The following is a 1076-nucleotide window of genomic DNA, read 5'->3' as shown; positions in this document are numbered from 1 at the left end:
GAACACGCTGATGAGGTGGTCGGGCATCCGGTAGCCGACCACCTTCCCGAAGCCGGGGCCCTGGGCCTGGATCGGCGCCTCCATGCCGTCGGGCCACCAGCCCTCCCGGATGCCGCGGTCGAGGATGCGCTTCAGGGCTGCGCTGTGGCCGCGGAGGCTGCTGTCCTCGTTATCCCGCAGGTCGTCGGCACTGACGTAGCCGTCCCGTTTCGCGGCTTCCTTCAGGATGCGCTGGGCGCGGGTCGGCAGGGCGAGGTAGTACCGCCGGGCGCGCTCGCGGTCCCAGGTGGTGTCGACCTCCACATGGGCGGCGTATTCCGCCAGGAGCGCCAGGAGGCGCTCCTGGAACTCCGGAGTCGGCTGGTCGACCGTGACAGTGATCTTGATAACGCACTCCCCGTTTGATCGAACGTGGATAGATGTCGTTCTTACAGGAGTGACGGTAGGGCGGGCGGCCTCTTTAGTCAACGGTCTATCCGCGTTAGAACTGAAGGGATAAGAGGAGGAGGCGTCGTTACTGGCTCTTGATAATGTTCCTTCTCAAGAGCCAGAACTGAGGGGGGACCACATGGACGCAGGGACCTCGGAGTTCGCCGTTCCGGACGGTGGGGACGTCGTGGAGGCGGAACTGGTCGACGACCGCCCGCCCGGGACGGAGCTCGCACCCGTCGACCGCGACCGGCACTTGTCCCCGGAGACCGCGGCCGCCATCGCCGCCAGCGTCGCCTCCTCCACCCGTCGGGCCTACGGCGCCGACCGGGAGGCGTTCGCCGCCTGGTGCGCGACCGAGGGCCGCACCTTCGTGCCCGCATCCGCCGAGACGATGGCGGAGTGGGTGCGGCACCTGACCGTCACCCCGCGGCCCCGCACCGGGCGGCCGGCCGGGCCATCCACCATCGAGCGCGCCCTGTCCGCCGTGACCTCCTGGCACGAGGAGCGGAGCCGGCCCAAGCCGACCATGCGCGGCGCCCGGGCCGTCCTCAACGCCTACAAGGACCGGCTCGCGCAGGAGAAGGCGGCGGCCGCGCAGCCGAAGCAGGCGACCGCGGCCCTGCCCGCTCAGATCCGCGCCATGC

General features: G+C 70.2%; 1 protein-coding gene and 1 pseudogene. One reads left to right on the top strand and one right to left on the bottom strand.

Annotation, left to right across the window (positions count from 1 at the left end):
• The coding region (locus BFF76_RS30650) for a hypothetical protein (protein WP_065849512.1) at window positions 1–303 on the bottom strand (303 nt) is incomplete at its 3' end.
• A gap of 265 nt (window positions 304–568) precedes the next feature.
• Between BFF76_RS30650 and BFF76_RS30645 the strand changes: the two are divergent.
• Window positions 569–1076: pseudogene (locus tag BFF76_RS30645) on the top strand (integrase); the annotation flags it as partial.

Source organism: Streptomyces mutomycini, from assembly GCF_001700505.1.
In the GTDB taxonomy this organism is placed as follows: domain Bacteria; phylum Actinomycetota; class Actinomycetes; order Streptomycetales; family Streptomycetaceae; genus Streptomyces; species Streptomyces mutomycini.
This window is presented reverse-complemented; position numbering and strand designations above follow the sequence as displayed.